The sequence below is a fragment of the Sphingomonas crocodyli genome, assembly GCF_004005865.1.
In the GTDB taxonomy this organism is placed as follows: domain Bacteria; phylum Pseudomonadota; class Alphaproteobacteria; order Sphingomonadales; family Sphingomonadaceae; genus Rhizorhabdus; species Rhizorhabdus crocodyli.
Genome location: NZ_SACN01000004.1, coordinates 203,682 through 229,524 on the forward strand (window position 1 = coordinate 203,682; position 25,843 = coordinate 229,524).

20 protein-coding genes are annotated in these 25,843 nt (G+C 65.6%); 5 read left to right on the top strand and 15 right to left on the bottom strand.

The features are described from left to right. The first annotated feature begins 59 nt into the window (after positions 1–59). The gene (locus EOD43_RS20995) at positions 60–245 is read left to right on the top strand and encodes a hypothetical protein (RefSeq protein ID WP_127746072.1); all 186 of its coding nucleotides are present in this window, start codon (positions 60–62) and stop codon (positions 243–245) included. Here EOD43_RS20995 and EOD43_RS21000 read toward each other — a convergent pair. The 3 genes from EOD43_RS21000 to ku are packed head-to-tail and all read right to left on the bottom strand — an operon-like array spanning position 242 to position 3,934. Beyond that, positions 242–577 (bottom strand): antibiotic biosynthesis monooxygenase family protein, encoded by a 336-nt coding sequence (locus EOD43_RS21000; protein WP_127746074.1) that lies wholly within the window; start codon positions 575–577, stop codon positions 242–244. The two genes, EOD43_RS20995 and EOD43_RS21000, sit on opposite strands and share 4 nt — an antisense overlap. 2 nt (positions 578–579) lie before the next feature. After that, a complete protein-coding gene (ligD, locus tag EOD43_RS21005) occupies positions 580–3,066 on the bottom strand; it encodes a DNA ligase D (RefSeq protein ID WP_127746076.1) in 2,487 nt (828 codons plus the stop codon). 4 nt (positions 3,067–3,070) lie between these two features. Next, positions 3,071–3,934, bottom strand: coding sequence for a non-homologous end joining protein Ku (ku, locus tag EOD43_RS21010; protein ID WP_127746078.1), 864 nt, complete (start codon positions 3,932–3,934; stop codon positions 3,071–3,073). Positions 3,935–4,074: 140 nt separating this feature from the next. Between ku and EOD43_RS21015 the strand changes: the two genes are divergently transcribed. Then, positions 4,075–5,493, top strand: a complete 1,419-nt coding sequence (locus EOD43_RS21015; RefSeq protein ID WP_127746085.1) for a methyl-accepting chemotaxis protein — start codon at positions 4,075–4,077, stop codon at positions 5,491–5,493. 3 nt (positions 5,494–5,496) lie between these two features. Here EOD43_RS21015 and EOD43_RS21020 read toward each other — a convergent pair whose 3' ends face one another. The 5 genes from EOD43_RS21020 to putA all read right to left on the bottom strand — a co-directional run bounded on the left by EOD43_RS21020 (position 5,497) and on the right by putA (position 12,351). Beyond that, positions 5,497–7,107, bottom strand: coding sequence for a cisplatin damage response ATP-dependent DNA ligase (locus EOD43_RS21020; RefSeq protein WP_127746087.1), 1,611 nt, complete (start codon positions 7,105–7,107; stop codon positions 5,497–5,499). A 75-nt stretch (positions 7,108–7,182) separates the two neighbouring features. Next, positions 7,183–8,175, bottom strand: coding sequence for a ligase-associated DNA damage response exonuclease (locus tag EOD43_RS21025; RefSeq protein WP_127746089.1), 993 nt, complete (start codon positions 8,173–8,175; stop codon positions 7,183–7,185). 17 nt (positions 8,176–8,192) lie between these two features. Continuing rightward, positions 8,193–8,327 carry a hypothetical protein gene (locus EOD43_RS24105; RefSeq protein WP_276318215.1) on the bottom strand — a complete coding sequence of 45 codons (135 nt, stop codon included), beginning with the start codon at positions 8,325–8,327 and terminating at the stop codon, positions 8,193–8,195. Positions 8,328–8,339: 12 nt separating this feature from the next. Continuing rightward, entirely contained in the window at positions 8,340–9,110 is a 771-nt protein-coding gene (locus EOD43_RS21030) for a prepilin peptidase (RefSeq protein ID WP_127746091.1), read from the bottom strand. Between the two features lie 148 nt (positions 9,111–9,258). Beyond that, a complete protein-coding gene (gene putA / locus EOD43_RS21035; RefSeq protein WP_127746093.1) occupies positions 9,259–12,351 on the bottom strand; it encodes a bifunctional proline dehydrogenase/L-glutamate gamma-semialdehyde dehydrogenase PutA in 3,093 nt (1,030 codons plus the stop codon). A gap of 94 nt (positions 12,352–12,445) precedes the next feature. Here putA and EOD43_RS21040 point away from each other — a divergent pair, with 94 nt between their 5' ends. From EOD43_RS21040 to EOD43_RS21050, 3 genes are all read left to right on the top strand, one after another. Next, complete coding sequence (locus EOD43_RS21040) at positions 12,446–12,928, top strand: Lrp/AsnC ligand binding domain-containing protein (RefSeq protein WP_127746096.1); 483 nt, start codon at positions 12,446–12,448, stop codon at positions 12,926–12,928. A gap of 277 nt (positions 12,929–13,205) precedes the next feature. Continuing rightward, positions 13,206–16,541, top strand: a complete 3,336-nt coding sequence (locus EOD43_RS21045) for a TonB-dependent receptor (protein ID WP_127746098.1) — start codon at positions 13,206–13,208, stop codon at positions 16,539–16,541. A 115-nt stretch (positions 16,542–16,656) separates the two neighbouring features. After that, positions 16,657–17,601, top strand: coding sequence for an alpha/beta hydrolase family protein (locus EOD43_RS21050; RefSeq protein ID WP_127746100.1), 945 nt, complete (start codon positions 16,657–16,659; stop codon positions 17,599–17,601). A gap of 52 nt (positions 17,602–17,653) precedes the next feature. Here the strand turns inward: EOD43_RS21050 and EOD43_RS21055 are convergent, their stop codons facing one another. The 7 genes from EOD43_RS21055 to EOD43_RS21085 form a co-directional block, all read right to left on the bottom strand. Beyond that, positions 17,654–21,052 (bottom strand): error-prone DNA polymerase, encoded by a 3,399-nt coding sequence (locus EOD43_RS21055; protein ID WP_127746102.1) that lies wholly within the window; start codon positions 21,050–21,052, stop codon positions 17,654–17,656. Next, complete coding sequence (locus EOD43_RS21060; protein WP_127746104.1) at positions 21,049–22,554, bottom strand: Y-family DNA polymerase; 1,506 nt, start codon at positions 22,552–22,554, stop codon at positions 21,049–21,051. Before EOD43_RS21060 ends, EOD43_RS21055 begins: the two co-directional genes overlap by 4 nt. Beyond that, positions 22,475–23,230 carry an ImuA family protein gene (locus EOD43_RS21065; protein ID WP_127746106.1) on the bottom strand — a complete coding sequence of 252 codons (756 nt, stop codon included), beginning with the start codon at positions 23,228–23,230 and terminating at the stop codon, positions 22,475–22,477. Before EOD43_RS21065 ends, EOD43_RS21060 begins: the two co-directional genes overlap by 80 nt. 129 nt (positions 23,231–23,359) lie before the next feature. Beyond that, positions 23,360–23,632, bottom strand: a complete 273-nt coding sequence (locus EOD43_RS21070; RefSeq protein ID WP_127746108.1) for a hypothetical protein — start codon at positions 23,630–23,632, stop codon at positions 23,360–23,362. Between the two features lie 68 nt (positions 23,633–23,700). Then, positions 23,701–24,741: a bifunctional DNA-binding transcriptional regulator/O6-methylguanine-DNA methyltransferase Ada gene (ada, locus tag EOD43_RS21075; protein ID WP_127746110.1), complete on the bottom strand. Its 1,041-nt coding sequence runs from the start codon at positions 24,739–24,741 to the stop codon at positions 23,701–23,703. Positions 24,742–24,984: 243 nt separating this feature from the next. Then, positions 24,985–25,239, bottom strand: coding sequence for a hypothetical protein (locus EOD43_RS21080; RefSeq protein ID WP_127746112.1), 255 nt, complete (start codon positions 25,237–25,239; stop codon positions 24,985–24,987). A 121-nt stretch (positions 25,240–25,360) separates the two neighbouring features. Further along, positions 25,361–25,828 (bottom strand): hypothetical protein, encoded by a 468-nt coding sequence (locus EOD43_RS21085; protein WP_127746114.1) that lies wholly within the window; start codon positions 25,826–25,828, stop codon positions 25,361–25,363. Between the last annotated feature and the right edge of the window lie 15 nt (positions 25,829–25,843).

A 25,843-nucleotide genomic window follows, 5' to 3' on the forward strand; every position in this document is an offset into this window, starting at 1 on the left:
GGGTAGCGCGCCCAGCCGATCGGACTATTGCGGTCCGATCAGTGCAGGGGCGTGTAGCTTTGATCGAGATCGGTGACAGTAGCGGTGTGTATCGGGAACGGGCGGCGGAAGAGCGCCGCGCGGCCGCGCGCGCCACGACCGCTGAGCTTCAGCGCACCCATCTCCAGCTCGCCGAACATTATGAGCGCCGGGCGCGCGAACTCGAACTCGGCATGAATTCCTCGAGTCGTTCGGCCCGCGGCTAAGCCCCCGGCGAGACCCGCGTCGTCAGCCGGTCGTCGACCACGGTCATCGTGAAAATCGGGTCCGCATCGGGCGGCACTTCGGCCACCGCATCGACGAAAGCGGCGCGCGTTTCGGGATCGTCATAGACCATCTTCTTGTCGAATGCGGCGCGCCACGTGGCCTCATCGGGCCATTCGGCATAGCCGACGAAACGCCCGTCGCCATCGCGATGCAGCCGCGATCCGTAGCTGCCGTAAATTTCGCGAATCAGGTCGGTCCCCCGCGCCCATGCGCGGATGAACTGCTCCTCCTTGCCGGGGTGGACGCGCCACCAATAGACCGCGACGAACATGGTCACAGATCCGGCAGCGTCTGCGCCGCCTGCCCCCAGCCGCGCAGCGCCTTCGACGATGCGCGGTCGATCAGCTTTTTAGCATCGCGGATCGTAAAGGCTCCCGCCTTGTCGAACCCATCCAGCTCATCCCACGTCACCGGCGCCGCGACCGGCGCATTTTCCCGCGCCCGCACGCTATAGGGGACGACCGCAGTGCTGCCGCGCTGATTGCGCAGATAATCGATGAAGATGCGGCCCTTGCGCTTGGCCTTCGCCATGTTCGCGACGAAGCGATCGGGCTCCGCCTGCGCCAGCGCCTCGGCGAAGCGGTGGCTGAAATCCTTGACCTCGGGCCATTCGGCACCGGGTGTCAGCGGCACGACGACATGCACGCCCTTGCCGCCGGACAGCATCGGAAAACTGACAAGGTCGATGTCCGACAGCATCGTGCGAATATCCTTCGCCGCCTTCTTCACATCGGCAAAGTCGAGCCCTTCATCCGGATCCAGATCGAAGATCATCCGATCGGGCTTTTCGACATCGTCGACCCGCGATCCCCAGCCGTGAAACTCGATCGTCCCCATCTGCACGCAGGCGAGGATGCCGTCGACATCGTCGACATAGAGATAATCCTCCTTCTTCCCGTTCTTCTCGCGAATAGGAATGTGGCGGACATGATCGCCGAAACTGCCGGCGTCATGCTTCTGGAAAAAGCATTGCTTGCCGCGCCCCTGCGGACAGCGAACCAGGCTGACCGAGCGCTGGGCGATCCACGGCAGGATGACCGGGCCGACGGCCTGATAATAATCGGCCAGATCGCCCTTGGTCGCCTTCGCCTCGGGAAAGATCACGCGATCGCGATTGCTGATCTTCACATCGCTCTCTGGCGCTTCCTCCACGGCCACCGGCTCCTCGCGCCCAACATCCTTCGCCTTCTTGTCCGATCGCAGCCCGACGAAGCTTGCATGGCGCAGCACGCCTTCATGGGTGAACTCGGCAAAGGCGATCTCGGCGACCAGATCGGGCCGCAGCCAGGTCGCGCCGCGCGCCTCCGCCTTGGGCACGGGTGTAGGCGCGGTCTTGCGGGTGCGGCTGCCGAACTTGTCCCACAGCATGTCCATCGTCGCCCGATCGAAGCCGGTCCCGACCTTGCCGGCATAGACCAGCTTGCCGTCGACATGCTGGCCGAGCAGCAGCGCGCGGAAACGGCGGCTCTTGTCGCTCTTCGACCAGCCGATGATCACGAACTCCTGCCGGCGGATGCATTTGACCTTGAGCCAACTCTGCGTCCGCGTGGACCGATAGGGCGCATCGGCGCGCTTGGAGATGATCCCCTCCTGCCCCGCCTTGCACATCGCCGCGAACAGCTTTTCCCCGGCACCGATCACATGATCCGAGACGCGCACGACCGCGTCGTCGTCGGGCAGCAAGGCCGCCAGCCGTTCCTTGCGCTCGATATTGGGCCGCGCGGTCAGATCCTCACCATCGAGCGACAGCAGGTCGAAGGCGAACAGGGTGAAGCCCCCCTTCCCCGCCTTCAGCGCGCTCTGCAGCGCCGAAAAGCTGGGGTTGCCTTCGGCATCGAGCTTCACGATCTCACCGTCGATCAAAGCGGGCGGCAGATCGAGCGCGGCGATCGCTTCGGCGATGTCGGGGAAGCGATCGGTCCAGTCGAGGCCCGTGCGGGTGTGGATCGTCACCTTATCTCCCGCGACCGCAATCAGCGCGCGATAGCCATCATATTTGATCTCGTGGAGCCACTGGTTTCCGCCCGGGACATGATCGACCAACGTCGCCAGCTGCGGCTTGCGGAAAGCGGGCGGCTTGCCGGCGGACTTGCGCCTGGGCGCACGCGCGACCTTCGCGACGTGCGCATCCGCCGTCTTCATCGCCGCGTCGAACGCTTTGCCCTTCTTGCCCTTCAAGCTCGTTTCGCCTGCGACATCGCCCTCGATCTCGGCCATCGTCCGCCCGGTCTTCACGCTGGTCAGCGCATGCGCGGTCAGATCGTCGCTGCCGCCGGCTTCCTTGTCGTCGATCTTGCGCAGCAGCCAGTTTTCGCGCTTCTCGCCGGGCTTGCCCTTGATCCGCACGAGCAGCCATTCGCCCTTCATCCGCGCGCCATCCAGGGTGAAGTGGAGGTGGCCCTTCTCCAGATCCTTCTCGCTCTTGCCCGCGATCGGCGCCCAGCTGCCTTCATCCCACAGCATCACCGTGCCGCCACCATATTCGCTTTTCGGGATCGTCCCTTCGAAGGCGGCATAGGAGATCGGATGATCCTCGGTGCGCACCGCCAGCCTCTTGTCGTCGGGATCGAGGCTCGGCCCGCGCGTCACCGCCCAACTTTTGAGGACGCCGTCCATTTCGAGGCGGAAGTCGTAATGGAGCCGGGTCGCATCATGCTTCTGCACGATGAAGCGGTGCTGCCCGCGCCGGCCGACCTTTCCTGCGGGCTCGCGCGTCTTCCTGAAATCGCGCTTGCGATTATATTCGGCCAGGCTCGCCATCGGATCAGGCGCGCTTGCGGGCCGGCGCCTTGGCGGCGGGTGCCTTGCGCGCGGGCGCCTTCTTCGCCGGCGCCTTGCCGCCCTCGACCGACTTCTTGAGCGCGGCCATCAGATCGATGACATTGCCCTTGCGGCCGGCGGGCGCGGGTTCGCTCTTATCCTCGATGATCCGCTTGCCCTTAGCCTTGCGCTTCTTCTCGATCAGCCCTTTGAGCGCATCGACATAGCGATCATGGAATTCCTTCGCGTCGAACTTCGCGCTCTTCTTCTCGATCAGCGTCTCGGCCAGTTCGAGCAGGTCGGCATCGGGCTTGTGATCGGGGATATCGCGGAAATAGCCCTGCGCCTTGTTGACCTCATCGGCGTAGCGCAACGTCTCCAGCACCATGCCGCGCCCGCACGGCTTCAGGCTCACCACATATTCGCGCCCGCGCATTGCCAACTGGCCAAGCCCGACCTTGCGCGTCTTCCGCAGCGCCTCACGCAGCACGATGAACGCATCCTCGGCCAGTTCGTCCGCCGGCACGACGAAATAAGGCTTTTCATAATAGAGGACGTCGATCTCGTTCGCGTCGACGAACTGGGTGAGTTCGAGCGTGCGCTTGCTCTCCAGCTTCACCGCATCAATCTCATCCTGTTCGAGCAGGACATATTCGCCCTTCTCGATCTCATAACCTTTCACGATCTCGTCGACATCGACCGGGCCAATGCCTGGCACGGTCTTCTGCAGCTTGATCCGCTTGCCCGAAGGTTCGTGAACTTGGTGGAAGGCGATCTGCGCCGAACTCTTGGTCGCGCTGTAGATCTCGACCGGAATCGAGACCAGTGCGAGGCGGATCTGACCTTGCCAATAAGCGCGCGCGGCCATGCTTTGTCCTCCGACGTGACGGAGGCGATTCAAAGCATGGGACGAAGGTCGGTTCCGCCATCGCCGAAACCGCCGGACTTTGGCGAAAGTGACGATGCGTCGGAAGACTCCGTTAACCTTTGTGACGGTAAGACGAAAGGATGAAGCATACGCCCATTGCGACCATGACGCCGGTGACATCGGACGAGTTGCAGACCGCGATCGAACGGATCGCGGCCGGGTGCGGACGCTTCGCCATCGAATGCAGCGATGTCGGGGGCAAGATCGTCCATGTCGGTGAGGAGATCGCCGAACAGACCGACCTGATCGGCAAGCTTCAGAAGGCGGCGACCTCGCTGCTCAACGAACAGCAGCAAGTGGCCGAAGCTTCGGCGCAGGCGCACGAATATGCGGGCCAGGCGCGCAGCCATCTGCTCGGATCCAAGCCCGTCGTCGAGGATGCGATCGAAACCTTCGGCGGCCTGACCGACCTTGTCGTCCGCCTGGGCGATCGGATGGAGCTTCTCGAAGAAGCGTTGCGCGAGGTCCAGAAGGTCGCGCAGACCATCGACACGATCGGGCGGCAGACGAGCCTGCTCGCGCTCAACGCGACGCTGGAGGCCGCGCGCGCCGGTGAGGCGGGTCGCGGCTTCGCGGTGGTGGCGGGTGAGGTCAAAAAACTGGCCGGCGATACCCGCGCAGCTACCGACAAGATCGCGCAGACCATCGATCGCCTGTCGCGCGAGGCCAAGGGCATCGGTGCCGAAATCGACGCGGGCGTTGCCAGCGGCGGCGAGGCGCGGCAGCGGACCGCCGCCTTGTCCGACATGCTGGGCGAGACGCTCAGCTTCGTCGACGAACTCGACGTGCGTACCGACAACATCGCCTCGGGCTCGCTCGCGATCCGCCGCAACGTCCACGATCTCGAAACCGGCCTGACTGGTCTGAGCGAAGCCGCCCAGACAAACAGCGGCGCGCTGCGCAACGCCAGCGATCGCCTGGCGAGCCTGGAACGCATGTCGAACGGCCTGCTCAACCTCGTTTCGCAGACCGGCGTGCCGACCGCCGACACCCCCTTCGTCGATCAGGCACGGCGCACCTTGCGCGCGATCGAACGCGTGATCGAGGATGCGCTGGACAGCGGCGAACTCGACGAGGCGACCCTGTTCGACAATCGCTATGTGCCGATCGAAGGATCGAACCCCAAACAATATCTGACCCGATTCGTGCCCTTCGCCGATGCGCGTATCCGCCCGATCATCGATCGCGCGGTCGAGGCCGATCGGCGTGTCCTCGCAACCGCATTGGTCGATATGAGCGGCTATCTGCCGACCCACATCAGCGCCAAATCGCAGCCGCAGGGGCCGGACCCGCTGTGGAATGCCGAACATTGCCGCAACCGCCGCAGTTTCATGGACGATCAGACCGCGGCGAACCTGCGCAGCGACGCGCCCTTCACGCTCGAAACCTATCGCCAGCCGCTGGGCGGCGGGCGCTATCGCCCGGTCAAGTCGATCGCAATGCCGTTCCGCGTGCGCGGCCGGCGCTGGGGCAATCTCGAATTCGCCTATTTGGACTGATCGCTAGCTGATCATCGCCTTGAGCGTCTCGATCCGGTCCGCCTCCTCGGCGGGCTTGTCGCGGCGGATGCGGGCGATGCGGGGGAAGCGCATCGCGACCCCCGATTTGTGGCGGCGACTGTCGTGGACGCTGTCGAACGCGACCTCCATCACCAGCGATTTCTCCACCTCACGCACCGGCCCGAAGCGGTTGAGCGTGTGGTTGCGCACGAAGCCGTCGAGCCACTTCAATTCTTCGTCGGTGAAGCCCGAATAGGCTTTCGCGACCGGCAGCAATTCACCGCCCGCCGCCGGATCGTCCGACCAGCAGCCCAGCGTATAATCCGAATAGAAGCTTGATCGCTTCCCGTGCCCGCGCTGCGCATACATCATCACGCAGTCGACGGTCAGCGGATCGCGCTTCCATTTATACCACAGGCCAGTGCGCCGCCCTGCGACATAGGGGCTGTCGCGCCGCTTGAGCATCACCCCCTCGATCGCCGCATCGCGGCTGCCGAGGCGGATGTCGGCAAGCGCGGCAAAGTCCGCCGCCTCGATGATCGCCGAAACATCGAAGCGCGACGGATCAAGTTTGCTCGCAAACCCCTCCAGCCGCTTGCGCCGCTCGCTCCACCCGAGTTCGCGCAGATCCTCGTCGCCATCGAGCAGAATGTCGTAGAGGCGCACGAAGGCCGGATAATCCGACAGCATCTTTGCCGATACGGTCTTGCGCCCCAGCCTTTGCTGAAGCGCGTTGAACGAGGCCGCCGCACCGCCGTGCTCCGCCGTTCCCTGCGCTTCGCCTTGCACAAGCAATTCGCCGTCGAGCACCGCGTGGATCCCCGCGCACGCTTCGGCGACGTCGGGAAAAGTGGCGGTGATGTCGTCGCCCGCGCGGCTGTAGAGCCGCACCTGATCGCCCGTGCCGACGATCTGGACGCGAATGCCGTCCCATTTCCACTCGGCGACATAGTCGGCCAGATCGACCTCGCCATCCTCCAGCGGGTGCGCGAGCATGAAGGGGCGGAAGAAGGGGGTTCCGCGCGGATCGGGCTTCGCGCCGCCGCTCCCCCAAGCGAACAGCTCCGCATAAGGCGGAGCGAGTGCGTGCCACACCTCCTCGACCGCATCGACATCAAGGCCGAACGCCTGCGCGAAGCCGGTCTTGGCCAGCCGCGCCGAGATGCCGACACGCAGGCCACCGGTCGCTAACTTGAGGAGCGCAAACCGCCCGCTTGCATCGAGATGGTCGAGCATCTCGCCCAGCACGCCCGGCGCCTCCGCCCGACCGAGCTTCATCAGCCGATCGATCACCGCCGACAAAGTGAGCGAACCGTCGTCGATCTCGGCAGGCTGATCGATCCGCTTCGGCCAGAGCAAAGACACCGTCTCGGCCAGATCGCCGACATAATCGCGGCTCATCGCGAACAGCACCGGATCGACCCGTTCTTCGACGATCGCGCGGATCGCCGATGCCTTGACCGCCGGAATGTTGAGATCGCCCGTCAGCGCCGCAAGCGCCCAACCGCGATCGGGATCGGGCGCATCGCGCATATAGGCCGCGATCAGCGCCAGCTTAGCATTGCGCGAGCGCGTATAGACGAGGCCGTCAAGGAGTTGGGAAAAGGCCCGCATTTCAGGATGCGCCGGGGCGGTGGAAAAGTTTCCTATAGGAAACTTTTTGCGATCCGAGGGAGGAGACCTCCCGCATCACCCCTCGTCCTCGTCTTCATAACCGACCAGCGCGAGCGCGCGCGCCTTCATCTGATGCGTCTCGCACCAGTGGACGAGCCCTTCCTCGCGGCCATGCGTGACCCAGGTTTCGGTCGGTGCGACCTCGCGGATCGTTGCGGTCAGTTCGTCCCAATCGGCATGATCGGAGATAACGAGCGGCAGTTCGACATTCTTCTGCCGAGCGCGCTGCCGCACCCGCATCCAGCCCGATGCCATCGCAGTGATCGGTTCGGGCAGCCGCCGTGACCAGCGATCGTTGAGCGCGGACGGCGGCGACACCACGATCTTGCCGCGCATCTGATCGGCCGAGGCGGCGGTGGCGGGCGCGAGTTCGCCCAGATCGATCCCGAAGTCGCGATAGAGATCGCACATCCGTTCCATCGCGCCGTGGATGTAGATCGGATCGTGATGCCCCCGCGCGCGCAGTTCGGCGATCACGCGCTGCGCCTTGCCGAGCGCATAGGCGCCGACCAGCACGCAACGATCGGGCGCGGCTTGGAGCGCGCCCAGCAGCTTGTCGATCTCCTGTTCGATCGGGGGATGGCGAAACACCGGCAAGCCGAAGGTCGCCTCGGTGATGAAGATGTCGCAGGGGATCGGCTCGAACGGCGCGCAGGTCGGATCGGCGCGGCGCTTATAATCGCCGGTGACGACGATCCTCTCGCCAGCATGTTCGAGCAGGATCTGCGCGGAGCCGAGAACATGGCCCGCGGGCACCCATGTCGCATCGACGCCGCCCAGCGACACCGTCTCGCCATAAGCGACCGGCGTGCCTTCGTGCGTGCCATAACGCAGCGCCATGATCGCGAGCGTTTCGGCCGTCGCCCAGACATTGCCATGCCCACCGCGCGCATGATCGGCATGACCGTGCGTCACGAGCGCGCGATCGACCGGTGTCGAAGGATCGATCCAGGCATCGGCCGGCCGGACATAGATCCCGCGCGGCGATGCCTCGATCCAATGCGCCATTCAGCCCGCCCGAACGATCAGAGCGGCGAGACGCCCAGGAACTTCAGGATACCCAGAACCAGCAACAGCAGCGCGATCGCGGCGATGATGCCGGCAACGTTCATGCTGCTCTTTTCGACGACGACATGATCGTCGCTCTTCACTTCGGCCATGACGATCTCCTCTCATGTTTGCGACCGCCACAACGCGGAGAGGATCGCGCTCGTTCCCCAGACGGGCCACGCGGCGAGGCAGAGACAGGTGCCCAGCGGCAGTCGATCGGTGCGGTTCGGCGCACGCTTCATGAGCATGAGGCCCAACACCATGCCCAGCCCGATCAGGCTTGCAAGCAGCAGCACGACCGGCATGGCGCGCCAGCCGAGCCACGCGCCGATCGCGGCAAACAGCTTGGCATCGCCACGCCCCAGCCCCTCGCGGCCGCGCACTTTGGCATAGCCGATCCGCACCGCCTCCAGCGCCACATAGCCCCCGACCATTCCGATCAGCCGGTCGTCCAGCGGGGGACCGATGCCCGCCAGCCCTCCGATCAGCCCGAACGCCAGCAACGGGATAGTCAGTCGATCGGGCAGCCAGAAGTGGCGCAGGTCTAGCAAGGCGAGCGTCAGCAGCAGCCAGCCGAACACAGCCCCGGCTGCGGCCTCGATCGGCGGCGCGATCGTGAAAGCCAGCGCACCGATCAGCGCCGCCAATATCTCGACGATCGGATGACTCGGATCGATCCGCGTGCCGCAGCACCCGGCCTGCCCCCGCGCCAGCGCGAAGCTGAGGATCGGCACCATCCGCACCGGATCGATCGGCGCCCCACAGCCGTCGCAGGCCGATCGCCCCTGCGCGATCGATCGCCCTGCCGGCCAGCGCAGGATAAGGGTCGCCAGAAAGCTGCCGATCACGCCCCCCAGCACGCCGCCGAACAGCACCCAAAGCGGTCCTGTCATGCCGCTGTCACCGGTTCGTGCGAGAGAATCACCCCGGCATCATATGGGGGTATTCGATGCAGGGAAAAGCTTTGGGGGAAGGTTCGATCGGCTGCGCGCTGGTCGCCTGGTTCTTCCGGTTCGCCAGTCGCAACGCGCAGCGCAAGGCTCAGAGGTTGAGCAACGCCGGATCGCCGCCCTGCGCGGTGATGTTGACCGACAGCGCCCGTTCGGTCGCATAACGCAGCAACGCATGCGGCCCGCCGGCCTTCGGCCCGGTGCCCGATAGCCCTTCGCCGCCGAAGGGCTGCACACCCACGACCGCGCCGATGATCGACCGGTTTACATAGACGTTGCCCGCCGGCACCAGCGCACGGACGCGCTCGGCAAAACCCTCGATCCGGCTGTGGATGCCCAAAGTCAGCCCATAGCCGCGCGACGCCAGCTTGGTCGCGACCGCATCGAGATCGGCCGGATCGTAGCGGACGACATGCAGGATCGGCCCGAACACTTCGCGTTCGAGGAAGTCGGCCGAGGGAATCTCCGCCAGCAGCGGGCCGAAGAAATCGCCGCCCTCTGGCGCCGCGCAGCCGTGCAGGATCGTCGCTTCACGCGCCAGCCGCTCGCGGTGCGTGACCAAGGCCTGCCGCGCCTCGGCATCGATCACCGGGCCGACATCGGTCGACGGATTGGCCGGATCACCGATCACCAGCGCATCCATCGCGCCCTTGAGCGTCGCGATCATCTCGTCTGCGCTGTCATGCGGCACGAACAGCAGCCGCAGCGCCGAACAACGCTGCCCCGCCGATCCGAAGGCCGACAGGATGACGTCGTCGACCACCTGTTCGCGCAGCGCAGTCGTATCGACGAACATGCCGTTGAGGCCGCCGGTCTCCGCGATCAGCGGCACGATCGGCCCGTTGCGCGCGGCGAGCGAGCGGTTGATCGCCCACGCCGTCTCGGTGCCACCGGTGAACGCGACCCCGTCGATCCCCGGATGGTTGACGATCGCGGCCCCCACCTTCGCCCCGTCACCAGGCAGCAGCGCAAGCAAGGCGGGATCGAGGCCAGCTGCATGAAACAGCAGTACTGCCTTCGCCGCGACCAACGGAGTCTGCTCCGCCGGCTTGGCGAGGACAGCGTTTCCGGCCGCGAGCGCAGCAGCGATCTGCCCGGTGAAGATGGCGAGCGGGAAGTTCCACGGCGAGATGCAGGCGAAGACGCCACGCCCAGCCAGCTCGAGCTGGTTGGTTTCCCCGACAGGCCCCGGCAAAGGTGTGGGCGCGCCGAACTGCCGTTCGGCCAGATCGGCATAATAGCGGCAGAAATCGACCGCCTCGCGCACTTCGGCCACGCCGTCATTGAGCGTCTTGCCCGCCTCCAGCGACAGCAGGGCGACGAACGAGTCCATATGCGCATCGAGCGCATTGCCCATCGCCCGCAGCATCGCCGCACGCCCTGCGCCGCCGATCGCATTCCATTCGGGCTGCGCCTTGCGGGCGAGTGTGATGGCCGCATCGATATCGGCCGTCGTCGCATCGGCGACATAGCCGATCACGCGCCCGCGATCCGACGGGCTGGTGACAGGCGATTGATGCGCGGCGATCAACCGACCGCCGACGATCGCGCCCGCGCCGGGCCGTTCGCCGCCGATCAAGGCCGCCGATCGATCCGCCACATCGCGCTCGATCGCCCGGCTATAGTCACGGCCCAGCGGATTGCGACGCGACGGGCCGTAAATGTCGGCGGGCAGCGGGATGCGCGCATGGCCGCGCGGATGCGCCTCGACCGCTGCGATTGGATCGGCGACCACCAGATCGGCGGGCACCTTCTCGTCCAACAGCGCATGCACGAAGCTGGTATTCGCACCATTTTCGAGCAGGCGGCGTACCAGATAGGGCAGCAATTCCTCATGCCCGCCCACCGGCGCATAAGCGCGTAGCCTGAGCGGGCCATAGTGCTTCTCCGCCGCGCGATAGAGCGCCTCGCCCATACCGTGCAGCCGCTGATGCTCGATCGTCACGCCGGCCTGCGCCGCCATATGCCGGACCGCCGCGAGCGTATGCGCATTGTGGCTGGCGAATTGCGGATAGAGATCGGGTGCGGCCGCGATCAGCGCGCGGGCGCAGACGAGGTAGCTCAGATCGGTGGCTGCCTTGGTGGTGAACACCGGATAGTCGGGGCGACCGGCGACCTGCGCCTTCTTGATCTCGCTATCCCAATAGGCGCCCTTGACCAGCCGCACCATGATCCGCCGGCCGCTCTCGCGCGCCAGCCGCGCGAGGCCGTCGATCACCTGAGGCCCGCGCTTCTGATAGGCCTGAACGACCACACCCAGCCCCTGCCACTCGCCGAAGAACGGCTCCTTCACCAGCCGCTCGACCAACTTGAGCGAGATGACGAGGCGATCCGCCTCCTCCGCATCGATCGCGAAGTTGAGGTTATAGTGCGCCGCGATTTGCGCGAGCCGCTTCACACGCGGATAGAGTTCGTCCCAGACGCGGGCCTCCTGCACCGCCTCATAACGCGGCGACAAAGCCGACAGCTTGACCGAAACGCCGTGGCCCAGTTCCGGCCCCGCCCCGTTCGATGCCTTGCCGACCGCTTCGATCGCGTCGGCATAGATGCCCTCATACCGCGCCGCGTCGGCCGCGGTGCGCGCGCCTTCGCCCAGCATGTCGAACGAGCAGAGATAGCCCTCCTTCTTCGACCGGGCGAGCGCATCGCCGATTGTGCGGCCAAGGACGAACTGCTCGCCCATCATCTTCACCGCCGCGCCCACCGCCTGCCGAATCACCGGTTCGCCCAGCCGCGCGGTCATCCGCTTCAGGAAGCCGCCGAGGTCGCTCTTGGCCTCGTCATCGACGTCGATCAGCCGCCCGGTGAGCATCAGCCCCCAGGTCGATGCGTTGACGAACAGGCTGTCCGACTTGCCGATATGGCTTGCCCAGTCGGCCGATCCGATCTTTTCGGCGATCAGCCGATCGCGCGTGTCGGCATCGGGCGTGCGCAGCAGCGCTTCGGCCAAGCACATCAACGCCAGCCCCTCGCGCGTGCCCAGCGAGAATTGCTGGAGGAAGCTTTCGACCACGCCCTGCTTCTTCGTCGAAGCCCGCGCCTGTTCGACCAGCGCCACCGCCTCACCAACGATCGCACGGCGCGCATCGTCCGACAGCGGGCGCGCGTCGAGCAGCGCGCGGACCACATCGGCCTCGTCCGCATATTTGGCGTCGTCGATTGCATCCCAGGCCGACAGCGGCATCGCTCACTCCATTTGTCCGATTGAACCGGATTTTAGGGGCGATTATGCCGAATGTGCTTCGCATGTTTGGGCACCACACCGAAGGAATCGAAGAATGCCGGCCGCAGATTCGAAGAACCTTCCCATCGACGATGTCGACCGCCGGCTCCTCCGCGTCCTCCAGGAAGACGGGCGGATCACGAATCAGGCGTTGAGCGAACGGTGCGGTCTCTCCCCTGCCGCCTGCTTCGATCGGGTGAAACGGCTGCGCGAACGCGGCGTAATATCGGGCTACACCGCGCTGCTCGATCCCGAAAAGCTCGATCAGGCGCTGCTGATCTTCATCGAAGTGCTGCTCGATCGCACGACAGACGACGTCTTCGCCGCCTTTGCCGGCCATGTGCAGCGCGTGCCGCAGGTTCTGGAATGCCACATGGTCGCGGGCGGATTCGATTATCTGCTGAAGGTGCGGGTGAGCGACATGGCCGCCTATCGCACCTTCTTGGGCGAGATCCTGACCGCCATGCCGGGCGTGCGCGAGACGCGGACCTATGCCGTGCTGGAGGAGGTAAAGCTCACCACCCGACTGCCCGTCTGACCATTAACGAAGCGTGGCATTTTTGCATCAGGGGGCGGGTTTCCGCAGATCTGCACCGATCGATAAATCGCAGAAATCTCCCAACTCCGCCGCGTCGCAACGAATCTCGCCGCATTGCAAAAGAGGTGGCGATTTTTTGCCACAAACCTGTCACATATCGTCACTAGGGCCACGGACCTAGGGCAGTAAGCCTGTCGCAGGGTGCCCGACTTCGAACGTAGAAAATTGTTGCACTGCACAACGTTGCGCGTCGTTCGGGACTACAGGGGAACATAAAATGCGTAATTTCTCATTGGGCTGCGCCGCGGGCGCAATCGCCGTCGCCATCGTGGCGACCGCGCCGGCTATGGCGCAGGAAACGACCTCCACGATTCGTGGTACGGTTACTGAAGGCGGCGCTGCTGTCAGCAACGCTGCGATCACCATCACGCACATTCCGTCGGGCACAAAGAGCACGGCGACGACCGATGCGAACGGCACCTTCACCGCCGCCGGTCTGCGCGTCGGTGGCCCGTTCAACGTCGCCATCGCCGCTCCCGGCAAGCCGGAAACCACCGTCACCGACATTTTCACGGTCATTGGCCAGCCCTATGATCTGCCGGTCGACCTCGTCTCCGAAGGCGACGCCATCGTCGTGACCGCGGCCAAGCTGCCGGGTGCGCGCACCGTTTCGCAGGGCCCGGCAACGCTGCTGACCGAGCGCGAGATCGCCAAGATCCCGTCGATCAATCGCGACGTCCGCGACCTGATGCGCCGCGATCCGTTCGCGCGCCTCGATGACACCCCGTCGGGTGGCCGCGCCGTTTCGTTCGCTGGCCAGAACGCGCGCTTCAACCGCTTCTCGGTCGACGGCGTGCCGGTCACCGACAATTTCGGCCTCAACCCGGATGGTCTTCCCAGCCGCCGCTCGCCGATCCCGCTGGACGCCATTGGCCAGTTCCAGACCAAGGTCGCGCCCTATGACGTCCGCGAAGGCAACTTCCAGGGCGGCGCGATCAACGTCATTCTGAAGTCGGGCACCAACGAGTTCCACGGCACCGGCTTCTATTCCTATTCGGCCGACGAACTGACCGGCAAGAAGACCAAGGCGGGCCCCGGCGCGCCGACCGGCCGTGTCACCCTGCCGAACTTCAAGGTCGAGAATTACGGCGCCGAGATTTCGGGCCCGATCATCAAGGACCGCCTGTTCTTCATGGTCGCCGGTGAGCGCGTTCGCGCGGGCACCCCGATCCCCGAAGGTCCGCGCGACAACAATGGCGGCACCTCGATCTCGAACCTGACCCAGGCACAGGTCGATCAGGTCACGTCGATCGCACAGAGCCGCTATAATTACGAAGCCGGCGGCGTGCTCAAGAACTCGGACGATCGCGACGATCGCCTCGTTGCCAAGCTCGACGCCAACCTGTCGGATCAGCACCGCGCCTCGTTGACCTACACCTACAACAAGGACTCGATTAAGCTCGTCCAGAACGCCTTCACCACCGGTGCCCAGGGCCTCGGCCTCGAATCGAACGGCTATATTTCGGGGAACCGGCTGCACACCGGCGTCGCGCAGATCAACTCCGAATGGAGCGACGATTTCTCCACCGAAGTCCGCGGCTTCTACAAGGACTATAAGCGCGCTCAGGATCCGATCCTGGGTCGCGGCTTCGCCCAGATGCAGGTCTGCACCGCGCCGACCTCGGATCGCAATGCTGCCGGCGCTGCCGATGCGGTCGCGACCGAATGTCAGTCGGGCTTCGCCAGCGTCTCGATCGGTCCGGATGTCTCGCGTCAGTCGAACACGCTCACCAGCCGCACCTATGGCGGTCTCGTTCAGGCGCGCCTGAAGAAGGACGATCACGATATCCGCGTGTTCGCCGACATTCAGGACACGAAGATCTTCAACCTGTTCGTGCAGCGCACCGCCGGCGATTATTATTTCGACTCGATCGCCGATTTCCAGGCGGGCAATGCCCAGCGCCTGCGTTATCAGAACGCCGTGCCGTCGCTGAACCCAGACGACGCGGCTGCGCAGTTCCGCTATCAGTCCTACACCTTCGGCATCCAGGACAACTGGCGCGTCAACGACATGCTGACGATCGTCTACGGCATGCGCTACGACACGTTCGGTGGTCATAGCCGTCCGGCGCTCAACTCGAACTTCGTCAACCGCTTCGGCTTCGCCAACACGGCTTATATTTCGGGCCGTGGCGTGTGGCAGCCGCGTCTGGGCATCGACTTCAAGCCTACCGCGCGTCTGAGCCTCCGTGGCGGCGTCGGTGTCTTCTCGGGCGGTTCGCCGGACGTTTACGTCTCGAACAGCTTCTCGAACACCGGCTTCCTGTCGAACAGCATCGACGTTCGTCGTCTCAGCAGCGGCGGCATCAACGGCGCCACGCTGGCGCAGGGCAATGCGATCCTGAACGGCGTGAACGGCACCACGATCCCGACGGCGGCGAATACCCTTCTGTCGAGCGCAACCAGCTCTGCGGCGGCGCCCACCAACGCGCTGGATCCGAACTTCAAGGTTCCTTCGCAGCTGCGTGCCACCTTCTCGGCCGATTATGACGCCGATCTGGGCAGCACGCTCGGCACCTGGAACTTCGGCGCCGACCTGTTCTACTCGGCCGTGCAGAACCAGGTTTACTTCACCGATCTGCGCGTGGTGCCGACGGCGCTGCGGACCCCGGATGGCCGTGTTCGCTATGCCAATGTTCCGGGCATCGCCTTCACCGATACCAATCAGGATCTGTTCCTGACCAACACCAAGAAGGGCCGCAGCTACGTCGCCGTCGCCCGCGTCAACAAGAGCTGGGACTTCGGGCTGAGCCACATGTTCAGCTTCACCTACCAGAACATCAAGGACGCCACCCCCGCCACGTCGTCGACCGCGTCGTCGAACTATGGCAATGGCGCGTTCCTCGATGCCAATGGCGCGGCCTACGGCACTTCGAACGACGAAGTGAAGTATGCGTTCAAGTATAGCGTCGACTATCAGCACGCCTTCTTCGGCGACTATAAGACGACTGTCGCGCTGTTCGGTGAAACCCGCATCGGCCGTCCGTACAGCTGGACCTTCCAGGATCTGTCGAACGCCCGCAGCCCGATCTTCGGCACGGCCGGCAGCAACTCGCGCTACTTGCTCTATGTACCGACGGGCACGAACGACCCGCTGGTTACCTATGACAGCCTGGCGACCCAGACCTATATGGAGAACCTGATCAACTCCTCGGATCTGAAGAAGTACCGTGGCAAGATCGCACCGCGCAACAAGTTCAACTCGCGCTGGTTCACCCGTATCGATCTGCACTTGTCGCAGGAAATCCCGGCATTCCTGGGCGGCAAGTCGCGCATCACCCTGTTCGCGGACGTGGAGAACTTCACCAACTTCCTGAACAAGAACTGGGGTCAGATCCGCGAGTATCAGTTCCCGTACAACATCGTCGCTGCCCGCGTGCAGTGCCTGACCACGCCGCAGACGGCGCCGGGCATGACCGGCACGGCTGCGACCACCACGGCGCAGGCCTGTCAGCAGTATCGTTACTCGATGCCGCAGTCGGCACCGAGCGACCAGATCTACACGCGTCAGTCGCTCTATGCGATCCGCGTGGGCGCCCGCTTCTCCTTCTAAGGAACGGGTTCCTTCGGGACAGGAAAGGGCTCCGCTTCGGCGGGGCCCTTTTTCTTTGTCCGCGGTCCAGCTTGTGGCTTGCCGAATCCGTCCGATTTCGGGCTAGAGTGGCGTCATGCGATTGTTACGCGCGTGCCTGATCCTCTCTGCCCTGATCCTGCCGGTCGCGGCGCAGGCGGCTATCCTTCCGATCACCCTGTGCGACGCCGTGTGGCTCGATGCCGCGCGGTCGCGCGAAGTGCCGGTGCGGATCCGGATGCCCGCCGGCCGCGGCAAGGTGCCGCTGATCGTCTTCAGCCACGGCCTGGGCGGTTCGCTGGAAGCGGGCACGATGTGGGCGCATGCCTGGGCGACGCAGGGCTTTGCGGTGATCAACCTGCAGCATGCGGGCAGCGACAGCGCCCTGTTCGGCAAGCCCGACTTCAAGTCGGCGCTCAACAGCACCCAGCTTGCCGCCCGCGCCCGCGACGTGCAATTCGCGCTCAACGAAGTCGGCCGCAAGCCATTCGAAGGAAGGTGCGAGCTGCGCCGGATCGATCCGACCCGAATCGGCATGGCCGGCCACAGCTTTGGCGCGCAGACCACTTTGGCCGTGGTGGGTCAGAGCTTCCCGACGCCGTTCGAGCCCCCTCTGGCCGATCCGCGCATTCGCGCCGCCGTGGGCTTCAGCCCCTCGCCACCGCTCACCGGATCGCCCGAGGCGGCCTTTGCTAACATCCGCATCCCGTTCCTGTCGGTAACGGGCACGCAGGATGCGATCCCGAACGTGATCGCGGTGACCGCGCTGCAGCGCCAGTCGCCCTATCGGCTGATGCCGCCGGGCGACAAATTCCTGCTCGTGATGGAAGGCGGCACCCATGCGATGTTCGCCGGCCAGAGCTTCTCCGCGGGCAGCAGCGATCGTGAACCGACCCCGCATATCCGCGACACCGTGATCGCGATCACCACCGCCTTCTGGCGCGCCGTCTTCAACGACGACAAGCCTGCCCTGCGCTGGCTGCAAAGCCCCGAAGGCGCGCGGGCCGGCCTGCCGCCACAGGACAAGTTCGAAAGCAAATAGGCTCTTGAGGCAGGTTCAGCGAAGCTGAACCTTGGGGCGGTACCGGATCAAACTAATGAAAATCACGCGACGGCGGCAATATCCGCACGTCGCGCGGATGGCGGCCGCGCGGTACCGCATGGCGCGGCAGTTGCGGATGGGCGAAGACGTCGGCGCGCAGCGGCTCGATCATCGGCTGATGGTCCTCGGACAGGCGCCCCAACTCGACGGTGCGATCGATCACGGTCGCGCCCATCAGGTGGACGACGCCTTCGGGGCTGCGCTGGATCTCGCCCTCAACCTCCATCAGCCGCGCCGACATGACCTGACGTCGTTGGTTTTCGAAGATGCGCGCCCAGAGCAGCACGTTGACGATCCCGGTCTCGTCCTCGATCGTGATGAAGATCGCCTTCCCCTCGCCCGGCCGCTGCCGCACCAGCACCACGCCCGCTACCCGCACGCGCCTCCCGTTCTTCGCCTGGTCCGCCTCCTTGCAGGACAGCACCCCCTCCCCTGCGAAGAGCGGCCGCAGAAACTGCATCGGATGCCCCTTCAGCGACAGGCGCGTCACCTGATAATCGGCGGCCACCTCCTCGCTCAGTGGCATGTCGGGCAAGGCCATGTCCGGCTCCGCCCCCAATTCGGCCGCGCGCGCGAAATCGAACAGGGGGAGCGCCCCCGTCGGCAGCCGCCGCACCTCCCACAGCGCCTTGCGCCGATCGAGCCCGATCGACCGGAACGCATCCGCATCCGCCAGCAACCGCATCGCCCGCCCCGGCAACCCGGCACGGCGGGCCAGTTCCTCGACGCTGGTGAAGGGGCGCACGACGCGGGCCTCGGCCATCGCCTTCGCCCAATCCTCCCGAAACCCATCGACCTGCCGCAACCCGATGCGCAGCGCGAGCATGTTGCCGACAGGTTCCAGGCTGTTGTCCCAGAAACTCGAATTGATGTCGGCTTCGAAGATTTCGACATCATGTTCCTGCGCATCACGAATGATCTGCGCGGGGGCATAGAATCCCATCGGCTGCGAATTGAGCAAAGCGCAAGCGAAGGCGGCCGGATAGCGGCACTTGATGTAGGACGAGACATAGACGAGCAACGCGAAGGACTGCGCATGGCTTTCAGGGAAGCCATAGCTGCCGAACCCCTTGATCTGCGCGAAGCAGGCTTGCGCGAAATCGCGGGGATAGCCGCGCCCGACCATCCCTTCGATCATCTCGGTTTCGAACTCGGGCATCGTCCCGACGTTGCGAAAGGTCGCCATCGCGCGGCGCAACTGGTTGGCGCGGGCATCGGTGAACTTCGCCGCGACGATCGCGAGTTTCATCGCCTGTTCCTGAAACAGCGGAACGCCCAGCGTCTTGCCCAGCACATCGACCAGTTCGTCCGGTTCCCCATGTTCGCGCGACGGCGCGGGATAGGTGATCTTCGGCGGATTGGGCTGCCGCTGCTCCTTGCGCCGCTTGAGATAGGGGTGGACCATCCCGCCCTGGATCGGCCCAGGCCGCACGATCGCGACCTGCACCGCAAGATCGTAGAGCGTGCGCGGCTGCAGGCGCGGCAGCATGTTGATCTGCGCACGGCTTTCGACCTGGAACACCCCGATGCTGTCGCCTTTGCATAGCATGTCATAGACGTCCGGCTGATCCGCCGGGATCGTATGCAGCGCATATTTGCGGGCGCCATGCCGATCGATCAGGTCGAACGCCTTGCGGATGCAGGTGAGCATGCCAAGCGCGAGCACATCGACCTTCATCAGGCCGAGCGCGTCGATATCGTCCTTGTCCCATTCGATGAAGGTGCGATCGTCCATCGCGGCATTGTGGATCGGCACCAGTTCGTCGAGCCGCCTTTCGGTCAGCACGAAGCCGCCGACATGCTGCGACAAATGACGCGGATATTCGAGCAGCTGGGCGACGATCATCCCCAGCCGGGCGATCTCGACATTGCCCGGATCGAGGCCCGCCTGTTCGTAGCGCCCCTCCTCCATGCGCGAGCCATAGCTGCCCCACACGGTGGAGCTGATGCGCGCGGTGATGTCCTCGCTCAGCCCCAGCACCTTGCCGACCTCGCGCACCGTGCTGCGCGGGCGATAGTGGATCACCGTCGCGGCTATGCCCGCCCGGTGGCGGCCATAACGATCGAAGATATACTGCATCACCTCTTCGCGCCGCTCATGTTCGAAATCGACGTCGATATCGGGCGGCTCGTTGCGGTCTTCGGAGATGAAGCGGGAGAAAAGCAGCTTGTTTTCGACCGGATCGATCGCGGTCACGCCCAGCGTGTAGCAGATTACCGAATTGGCCGCCGATCCGCGCCCCTGACACAATATCCCTTCACCGCGCGCAAACTGCACAACGTCATGCACGGTCAGGAAATAATAAGCATAGCCCACCGTGCCGACGAGTCTGATCTCGGTACGGATCAGATCGCGATGCGCCTTGGTGAAGGTCGGATAACGTTCCCGCGCGCCCCGCATGACGAGGTGGATCAGCCAGCGCTGCGGGGTCCAGCCCTCCGGCACCGGCTCATGCGGATACTCATATTTGAGAAAGCCGATGTCCCATTCGATCCGGTCGAGCAGCTTCGCCCCCTCGTCAACCGCTTTGGGATAATCGCGAAATATCCGGTCCATCTCGGCTTCGGGCTTGATATGCCGTTCGGCATTGGCGGCGATTTTGGTGCCTGCATCGGCCAGCTTCACGCCCTCACGAATGCAGGTGACGACATCGTGGAGCGGGCGCTGATCGGGCGTCGCATAGAGCGCGTCGCAGGTTGCGAGAAGCGGCACGCCGGTGTCCCCGGCGATCGTGGCGAGGCGCGCCAGCCGCCGCCGATCGCGTCCGCCATAAGGGATGGTGGCGCCAAGCCATATCCGGCGGGGCGCGTGGCGCTTGAGACGGTGGAGCGTCTCCTCAAGTGCCTCGCCCCACGATTGATCGAAATCCGGGGCTGGCCTGACGAGCGATAGGCGGGGACGAGCCTCCTCCCCTTCCATCTTCTCGGGCGGTAGCGGACGTGCCCCTTCCTCGCCTTCGCGCAGGAAGGTTTCGGTTGGCATCACGATCAGCAGGAGGTCGTCGAGATGATCGAGCAAATCGCCCAAGCGCAGGATGCAATCACCCTTGATCGCGCGGCGATTGCCCGTCGTCAGCAGGCGGCAGAGCCGGCCCCAGCCGTGGCGCGTGGCGGGATAAGCGACGATGTCAGGCGTGCCGTCGCAGAAGACGAGGCGCGCGCCCGAGGCGAGTTTGAAGGGGATGAAGGCTTTGCCTGCGGCCTCCGCTTTCTTTCGGGCATCACGCAACGCATCCCAGGCACGGACCACGCCCGCCACGGTGTTGCGATCGGCGATGCCGAGACCCGCCAGCCCCTGCCCCAGCGCCGCGGCCACCATATCCGAAGCTGGAGAAGCCCCACGCAGAAAGCTGTAATTGGTGGCGGCCACCATTTCGGCGAAGCGGGTCATGCGAACAGGCCGTGGAGATACCAGTCGGGCATCGCCGTCTCGCGGCCATAGAGGCCGTGACGGAACAGCCAGAAGCGGCGACCGTGGCTGTCTTCGACCCGGTAATAATCGCGGGTGCGGCCTTTATTGTCGGCGCGACGCCACCACAAAGCGCCGATCCGCTCCGGCCCTTCGGCGCGGACCACCTCATGCGCGGCGCGGCGCCAGTGAAAGCGCTGGGGCGGGCCGTCGGGGACACCGGCGGTGACATCGATGCGCTGGGGCGGATCGAACAGGGTGACGGGGCGTAAAGGCGGTTCGCCCGGTTCAGGCAAGGGCCAGGGGCCGATCGCGCGCGGGGCAGCAGCGGGAAAGGCGAAGCTCGCCTGTTCGGGAATATGCGCATCCTGTGGGGCGTGGCGACGCACGCGATCGCGACCGAGGCGGGTGGAGAGGCGATCGATCAGGCGGGCCAGTTCGTCCTCGGCGATTGTGCCGCCTTCGAGCGCGAGTTGGAGCGGGGCGAGCGGTTCGGCCCGGGGAACGGCGAGGCGAACGAGATCGAAGCCGAAGCCGGGATCGATCGGATCGTCGAGCGCGTCGATCCGCTCACGAAACAACCGCATCAGCAGCGGCACGTCGCGCGTCGGCAGGCCGGTTTCGATCCGGAGCGCGCGGACGAGGCCGTCGGTGCGGAACAGCCGCGCCTCGAACCGACGGCCGCCACGATGGCGCGCTTCGAGCATCCCCGCTGCCTCCCCCGCCAGCGCCTCGACTGCGGCGAGCGCTGCATCGGTGTGGCCGATCGGTTCGGCGAAGCGGCGTTCGACGACCAGAGCGGGTTCGGGGCGGCGCGGGCTGATGCGGATGTCGCGTGCGCCCGTCACCCGCGCGAGCCGATCGGTCGCGGCCTCGCCAAAGCGCGCGGCGATCGGGGCGGAGGGACGTGCGGAAAGATCGGCGATCCGTTTGAGGCCCGCACGGCGCAGCGCGACCGTTTCGGCCGAATCGAGTTCGAGGGCGGCGACGGGGAGCGCGCCAATATCGTCGCCGTGGCGGGCGAGCGCGTGGGCGGCGTCGGGCGTGTCGGCGATCACGGCGCGCGCGGTCATCCCCAGCCGATCGAGGCGGGCAAGAAGGTCCGCCTGCAAGCCCGCCTCCCCGCTGAACAGATGCGCCGCGCCGCTGATATCGAGCAGCAGGCCGTTCGCGCCGTCGATCGCGACCATAGGCGTGTACCGATCGCAACCATCGGCGATCCGTTCGAGCCAGAGGCCGTCGGCATAGGGATCGGCATCCGCCACTGCGACGCCGGGGATGCGGGCGCGGGCGTCGGCGAGGGTCAGGCCGGGGGCCAGGCCGACCGACAGTCCTTCGGCCGAAACGGCGGCGAGCCGCATCGCGCCCTTGACCTTTTCCACCGTGGCGAGGGCATGAACGCCCTCACGCGATAGCCGGTCGGTGGGCAGGAACGGGAACCACAGCGCCAGATAGCGCCGGCTCCCGGAAGGCGAGCTGGTCACGGTTCCACTCCAGGGTGAGGCTGAATTCGGCGATACCGCCGCGATGGCGGAGCAGGGTGAGGTCGATCGCGCTGTGGCCGGGGGCATCGGCCGCCAGCGGAACGGCGGGAACCGCGCGGACCCGCCAGCGGCTGTGCGCGGCGCTGGGCGCGGGTTCGCCCGAACCGCGCAGCAGCAGGACGGTGACACCCGAAGCCTCAGCCGCAACCGAGAGGCGCCGGGTGGCGGTGAGATCGATCGCACGCGGCGCGCGACCCGGCTCGATCAGCAGCAAGGCGACATCAGTGCAGCGCACCGCATCGCCCGCGGTGCGGAGCAGAGCCTTTTCGTCGGGCGCCAGCACCTCGACCAGCCGCGACGGATCGAAACCGAGATCGACGAGGCCCGGCGGATGGAGCCGGCCCGCAGCCTTCACCGCATCATCCTGCCGCACCCAGACGACCGGACCGTTGCCGCCACGCATCGCAAGGATCAGCGCGAAGGCGATCGCCGCCGCCTGATCCCCCGGCTCGGCCGCGAACAGTTCATGGAGCCGGCCGAGCGGCAGGCCGCCATCAAGGCGGGTATCGAGATCAGGATGGCCAAGGGTGAAGCGGCTCGTCTCGCGCGGCTTCGCGCCTTCGATCGCATCGACCCGGGCGCGCAGCGAGGCCAGCAGATGATCGGACGCGGACATGAAACAGGACGACTCACACGGCTGATTGTTCTCTATTTGTTCTTATACACCTTCCAGCCAAGCGAGAGTCAAGTCGAGCGTCATGTAACGGTGAAAGCCACAAAGGTCGTGGCTTTCACGAGCGCGAAATCAGGCAGTCTGACCCTTGAGCGGGGCGCCGCCGATCCAGCTTTTCAGCCGATCCCACAGGCTTACGGCCCCAGCCCGCATCGTGGCGCCGCCACGGCGGGCGGCGGGAAGCGCGGCGACGAGGCGGCCATGATCCCACAGTTCGACATCGCTGCTGTCGACCATCCGCGCCATTTCGCGCAGGGCCACCTGATCATCATCGCACGAAATCAGCGCGCGACGGGCGATCAGTCGGCCCGAAGCCGGTTCGCGAAAGAAAAGCTCGTAGGACATGCGCGGCGACTCCCTATTTCCGGGTCGAACGCGGCTTAATGTGAATCAGTTCCTGACGATCGCGTCGATTATGACAGTTTTTCGCGGGCCAGCAGCGCGCGCTTGCGCTCCGTGCCCCAGCGATAGCCGCTGACGTCGCCATTGCCGTGGACGACGCGGTGGCACGGAATGGCGAGCGCAAGCTTGTTCGCGGCGCAGGCGCCCGCCACCGCACGGACGGCACGCGGGCTGCCGATCGCGCGGGCGACATCCGCATAGCTGCGCGTCTCGCCAGCCGGAATCGCCCGCAACGCATCCCAGACCTGCTGTTGGAAAGCGGTGCCGCGAATGTCGAGCGGGAGCGAAAGCCCGCGCCCCGGCGCCTCGACCAGCGCGGTGACGGCGGCGACCGTATCGCCCAGATCGGGATCGGCGACGAGGGCGGCGCGGGGGAAACGGCGCCCAAGTTCGGCCTCGAGTTCACCTTCATCATCGCCGAGCAGGATCGAGCAGACGCCCCGATCGCTGACCGCCGCCAGCACGAGGCCGAGCGACGAGGGGCCGATGCCGTAACGGATCGTGGCCCCCTGCCCACCCTTGGCGAAACGAGACGGGGCCATGCCGAGCGCACCGTCGGCGGCGGCGTAGAAACGCCCGCTCGATCCGAAGCCGGCTTCGTAGAGCGCCTCGGTGACGGTAGCGCCGCCCTGCAAGGCGCCGCGCACTTTTTCGGCGCGGTGGGCATCGGCATAGCCCTTGGGCGTGAGGCCGGTGATCTTGCGGAACAGCCGGTGGAAATGGTGCGGGCTGAGGCCGACAGCGGCGGCAAGTTCGGCGAGGACCGGCGGCTCCTCGGCCGCCTCGATCCGGCGGCAGGCTTCGGCGATCAAGGCGGCGTGGCGTTCGGCCAGAGGCGGCTGATCGGGCAGGCAGCGCTTGCACGCGCGGAAGCCGGCGGCCTCGGCGGCAGCGGGGCTGTCGTGGAAGGCGATGTTCTTCGGGCTGGGCGTGCGCGCAGGGCAGCCGGGGCGGCAATAGATGCCGGTGCTGGCGACCGAGAAGACGAAATCGTCCTCCGCGTCGCGCGCGACGATCCGCGCCCAGCGGGGGTCGAGAGTGATGGCGTTCATGGACTCATCCTTCGGCACGGTTTCAATGTGCGCACAGGATGGGCCGGATCAAGCCGCGATGCTTCCCGCGGCTTGCTTTCAAACCGAAGGCTGCCCCTCACTCCCTATTCTCGTCATTGCGACCCCGGACTTGATCCGGGGGGAAACAATCCAGTTCTGAAGACGAGAGGTTCGCGACGATCTCCGGTTTGGGCCTGGATTGCTTCGTCGCCTGCGTCTCCTCGCAATGACGATGAGAGGGATTCAGGCGGCCGCGCGCTTGTCGGCCGCGGCTTCGCAATCGGGGCACGGGCCGCGATAGGGATAGGGATCGGCGGCGGCGTGCCAGTGGCTGACAGCGCGTTCGAAGATGTCGATCCCTTCGCCATAGCCCAGCCCGCGCAGCACATCGTTGGTCAGGATATCGAGCGCATGATGCGCGGCATGGCCCGCCATCGTCTCGGCGATGGCGCGGGCGCGCGCGGCGAAATCCTCGGGGCTGATCGGGGCGGAGGTCATGGGGCGGGGCCGCTACGCCTGTTTCCGGGCATTTTCAAGGCGGGGTTGCAGAGTCTTCAGGCGCGCAGACGCGCACACCCACCCCTCAATCCCCTCCCTTGGCAGGGAGGGGAGAAGAAGTTCAGCTAGCAGGAGCCGGCGTCAGATCGTCCCGGCAGAAACCCTCGCCCTGCTGGATCATCAGACAGTTCTGCTTGCCGGCGAGCCATTTGAGGCCGGTTTCGTCGCCGGTCGCGGCGCGGACGCTTTCGGGGCGGCCATCGCGGGTGAAGCGGATCAGGTCGCCGTCAGCGGTGCCTTCATAGCTCTTGGTCCCGTCGAGCAGGGTGACGCCGAGCATATATTTGCCCGGCTCGCCCGCCTTTTGAATATCGAGGACGAGCCCTTCGACGCCGATCCACTTGCCGATCCAGGCGTCGGTGGGAAGCGCGGCCTGCGTCGCATTGTCCGCCGCCGCGGCCTCTTCCTGCACCTCGACCGCAAGATTTTCGGCGACGACTCCGTTCGCCGGAAGCTCGGCCTTCTCGCCGCGCGCGCAGGCGGCGAGCAGCAGGACGGCGGCGAGAATGGCGGGCTGACTGTGACGCATTCGACACTCCAAAGG

Coding starts and splice junctions, on each gene's coding strand:
- EOD43_RS21000 (WP_127746074.1), bottom strand. CDS start 577: ATGTTCGTCGCGGTCTATTGGTGGCGCGTCCACCCCGGCAAGGAGGAG.
- ligD (WP_127746076.1), bottom strand. CDS start 3,066: ATGGCGAGCCTGGCCGAATATAATCGCAAGCGCGATTTCAGGAAGACG.
- ku (WP_127746078.1), bottom strand. CDS start 3,934: ATGGCCGCGCGCGCTTATTGGCAAGGTCAGATCCGCCTCGCACTGGTC.
- EOD43_RS21015 (WP_127746085.1), top strand. CDS start 4,075: ATGAAGCATACGCCCATTGCGACCATGACGCCGGTGACATCGGACGAG.
- EOD43_RS21020 (WP_127746087.1), bottom strand. CDS start 7,107: ATGCGGGCCTTTTCCCAACTCCTTGACGGCCTCGTCTATACGCGCTCG.
- EOD43_RS21025 (WP_127746089.1), bottom strand. CDS start 8,175: ATGGCGCATTGGATCGAGGCATCGCCGCGCGGGATCTATGTCCGGCCG.
- EOD43_RS24105 (WP_276318215.1), bottom strand. CDS start 8,327: ATGGCCGAAGTGAAGAGCGACGATCATGTCGTCGTCGAAAAGAGCAGC.
- EOD43_RS21030 (WP_127746091.1), bottom strand. CDS start 9,110: ATGACAGGACCGCTTTGGGTGCTGTTCGGCGGCGTGCTGGGGGGCGTG.
- putA (WP_127746093.1), bottom strand. CDS start 12,351: ATGCCGCTGTCGGCCTGGGATGCAATCGACGACGCCAAATATGCGGAC.
- EOD43_RS21040 (WP_127746096.1), top strand. CDS start 12,446: ATGCCGGCCGCAGATTCGAAGAACCTTCCCATCGACGATGTCGACCGC.
- EOD43_RS21045 (WP_127746098.1), top strand. CDS start 13,206: ATGCGTAATTTCTCATTGGGCTGCGCCGCGGGCGCAATCGCCGTCGCC.
- EOD43_RS21050 (WP_127746100.1), top strand. CDS start 16,657: ATGCGATTGTTACGCGCGTGCCTGATCCTCTCTGCCCTGATCCTGCCG.
- EOD43_RS21055 (WP_127746102.1), bottom strand. CDS start 21,052: ATGACCCGCTTCGCCGAAATGGTGGCCGCCACCAATTACAGCTTTCTG.
- EOD43_RS21065 (WP_127746106.1), bottom strand. CDS start 23,230: ATGTCCGCGTCCGATCATCTGCTGGCCTCGCTGCGCGCCCGGGTCGAT.
- EOD43_RS21070 (WP_127746108.1), bottom strand. CDS start 23,632: ATGTCCTACGAGCTTTTCTTTCGCGAACCGGCTTCGGGCCGACTGATC.
- ada (WP_127746110.1), bottom strand. CDS start 24,741: ATGAACGCCATCACTCTCGACCCCCGCTGGGCGCGGATCGTCGCGCGC.
- EOD43_RS21080 (WP_127746112.1), bottom strand. CDS start 25,239: ATGACCTCCGCCCCGATCAGCCCCGAGGATTTCGCCGCGCGCGCCCGC.
- EOD43_RS21085 (WP_127746114.1), bottom strand. CDS start 25,828: ATGCGTCACAGTCAGCCCGCCATTCTCGCCGCCGTCCTGCTGCTCGCC.